The sequence below is a fragment of the Staphylococcus sp. HMSC065D05 genome, assembly GCF_001813195.1.
GTDB classification, from domain to species: domain Bacteria; phylum Bacillota; class Bacilli; order Staphylococcales; family Staphylococcaceae; genus Staphylococcus; species Staphylococcus epidermidis.
In genome coordinates this window covers 1-2507 of the sequence record NZ_KV811723.1, presented here as the reverse complement: position 1 = coordinate 2507, position 2507 = coordinate 1, and the positions used below count along the sequence as shown (strand labels likewise).

At 30.9% G+C, this 2507-nt stretch carries 3 protein-coding genes; all 3 read right to left on the bottom strand.

All coding sequences use genetic code 11. The annotated features are described in order from the left end of the window. Nucleotides 1-338: 338 nt before the first annotated feature. The 3 genes from erm(C) to HMPREF2897_RS01275 all read right to left on the bottom strand — a co-directional run bounded on the left by erm(C) (nt 339) and on the right by HMPREF2897_RS01275 (nt 2364). Nucleotides 339-1073, bottom strand: coding sequence for a 23S rRNA (adenine(2058)-N(6))-methyltransferase Erm(C) (gene erm(C) / locus HMPREF2897_RS01280; RefSeq protein ID WP_001003264.1), 735 nt, complete (start codon nt 1071-1073; stop codon nt 339-341). 60 nt (nt 1074-1133) lie between these two features. Next, a complete protein-coding gene (ermCL, locus tag HMPREF2897_RS12710) occupies nt 1134-1193 on the bottom strand; it encodes a 23S rRNA methylase leader peptide ErmCL (RefSeq protein WP_002497446.1) in 60 nt (19 codons plus the stop codon). A 694-nt stretch (nt 1194-1887) separates the two neighbouring features. Continuing rightward, nucleotides 1888-2364: a replication/maintenance protein RepL gene (locus HMPREF2897_RS01275; protein ID WP_000664727.1), complete on the bottom strand. Its 477-nt coding sequence runs from the start codon at nt 2362-2364 to the stop codon at nt 1888-1890. Between the last annotated feature and the right edge of the window lie 143 nt (nt 2365-2507).

Here is a 2507-nt window from a genome sequence, read left to right as displayed (position 1 = left end):
AAACAAATTCCTTATAAACCTTATCATCTCAACCTATATTAAGATTTTACCTAGTTGAATCTTCTTTTCTATATAAAGCGTCGGAGCATATCAGGGGGTTATCTAACGTAAATGCTACCCTTCGGCTCGCTTTCGCTCGGCATTGACGTCAGATACTGCACCCCCTGAACCCCCATGCTCCAACAGCAAAAAGGAAACTTTTTGCTGCTTTTCCGACGCTTATTCGCTTCGCTCATATTTATATAGAAAAGAAGCGAATGCGCAAAAGACATAATCGATTCACAAAAAATAGGTACACGAAAAACAAGTTAAGGGATGCAGTTTATGCATCCCTTAACTTACTTATTAAATAATTTATAGCTATTGAAAAGAGATAAGAATTGTTCAAAGCTAATATTGTTTAAATCGTCAATTCCTGCATGTTTTAAGGAATTGTTAAATTGATTTTTTGTAAATATTTTCTTGTATTCTTTGTTAACCCATTTCATAACGAAATAATTATACTTCTGTTTATCTTTGTGTGATATTCTTGATTTTTTTCTATTTAATCTGATAAGTGAGCTATTCACTTTAGGTTTAGGATGAAAATATTCTCTTGGAACCATACTTAATATAGAAATATCAACTTCTGCCATTAAAAGTAATGCCAATGAGCGTTTTGTATTTAATAATCTTTTAGCAAACCCGTATTCCACGATTAAATAAATCTCATCAGCTATACTATCAAAAACAATTTTGCGTATTATATCTGTACTTATGTTATAAGGTATATTACCAAATATTTTATAGGATTGGTTTTTAGGAAATTTAAACTGCAATATATCCTTGTTTAAAACTTGGAAATTATCGTGATCAACAAGTTTATTTTCTGTAGTTTTGCATAATTTATGGTCTATTTCAATGGCAGTTACGAAATTACACCTCTGTACTAATTCAAGGGTAAAATGGCCTTTTCCTGAGCCGATTTCAAAGATATTATCATGTTCATTTAATCTTATATTTGTCATTATTTTATCTATATTATGTTTTGAAGTAATAAAGTTTTGACTGTGTTTTATATTTTTCTCGTTCATTATAACCCTCTTTAATTTGGTTATAATGAATTTTGCTTATTAACGATTCATTATAACCACTTATTTTTTGTTTGGTTGATAATGAACTGTGCTGATTACAAAAATACTAAAAATGCCCATATTTTTTCCTCCTTATAAAATTAGTATAATTATAGCACGAGCTCTGATAAATATGAACATGATGAGTGATCGTTAAATTTATACTGCAATCTGATGCGATTATTGAATAAAAGATATGAGAGATTTATCTAGTTTCTTTTTTTACAAGAAAAAAGAAAGTTCTTAAAGGTTTTATAGTTTTGGTCGTAGAGCACACGGTTTAACGACTTAATTACGAAGTAAATAAGTCTAGTGTGTTAGACTTTAATGTTTTTTAAAGGCATTAGTGCACTTAAGCGTCAGAGCATGGCTTTATGCCGAGAAAACTATTGGTTGGAATGGCGTGTGTGTTAGCCAAAGCTTTGGCGAGTTGGTTGGGGGTTTCATGGGATTAATCCCATGAAAGTACCAACTCAACAACACACTAACGCCTGTTGGTTCCAACCAATAGGAAATTGGAATAAGCAATTAGTATAATGAGAGTATAATGTTGGTATAACGTTAGTATAATGATGCTTTTTTTCATTATATTTTTTATGTACTTTAAACCTGCACGCTTATGCGAATTAGAAAAAGCTTAATCGCATTTCATAGATTGACCTCCCAATAACTACGTGGTGTTATTGGGAGGTCAATCTATTTCATTTGCGTTAAGCTTTTGATCTACATTAAGCGTGCAGGTTTTTTGTCTATTTGTAGACGATTTTATGTTATACTAGTCCTTGAAAGAATAATAATCAGATAATGCATTTTCTTGTTTTTCATTTGCCTCTTGCTCAAAGTTCCCAAATTCGAGTAAGAGGTATTTTTGTTTTTGGTCGTCGCCTCTCATTAGTAGTTCAGGGTTTAACATTAATACTCCAGTTTTTCTTTTTATAATATTTCCTTCTTCTAAGATTTTAAGTGTTGTTATTACTGTTTGTAGACTTGTTCCTGTAGCTTTTGCTATTTCTCTTGTTGTAGCTATCATTGTATTGTTACTTAAGTGGACATTATCTAGGATATAGTTAACGATTTTAAGTTTTTTTCCGCCAATCATATCTAACATACTTATTAATTGCACTATATATGCCTTTACGAAGTTACCAGACGTTTGTTTACGGTATAACTTGTCTACCTCTATGACTTCTCCACTTTCTTCGTCTATGAGCCTCTGAGAGCCTTTATAGACTGTTCCATATCTTTCTTTCATCTTTTTCTCACTCCTTATTTTAAACTATTCTAACTATATCATAACTGTTCTAAAAAAAAAAGAACATTTGTTAAAAGAAATTAGAACAAAATGAGTGAAAAATTAGAACAAACAAATTCCTTATAAACCTTATCATCTCAACC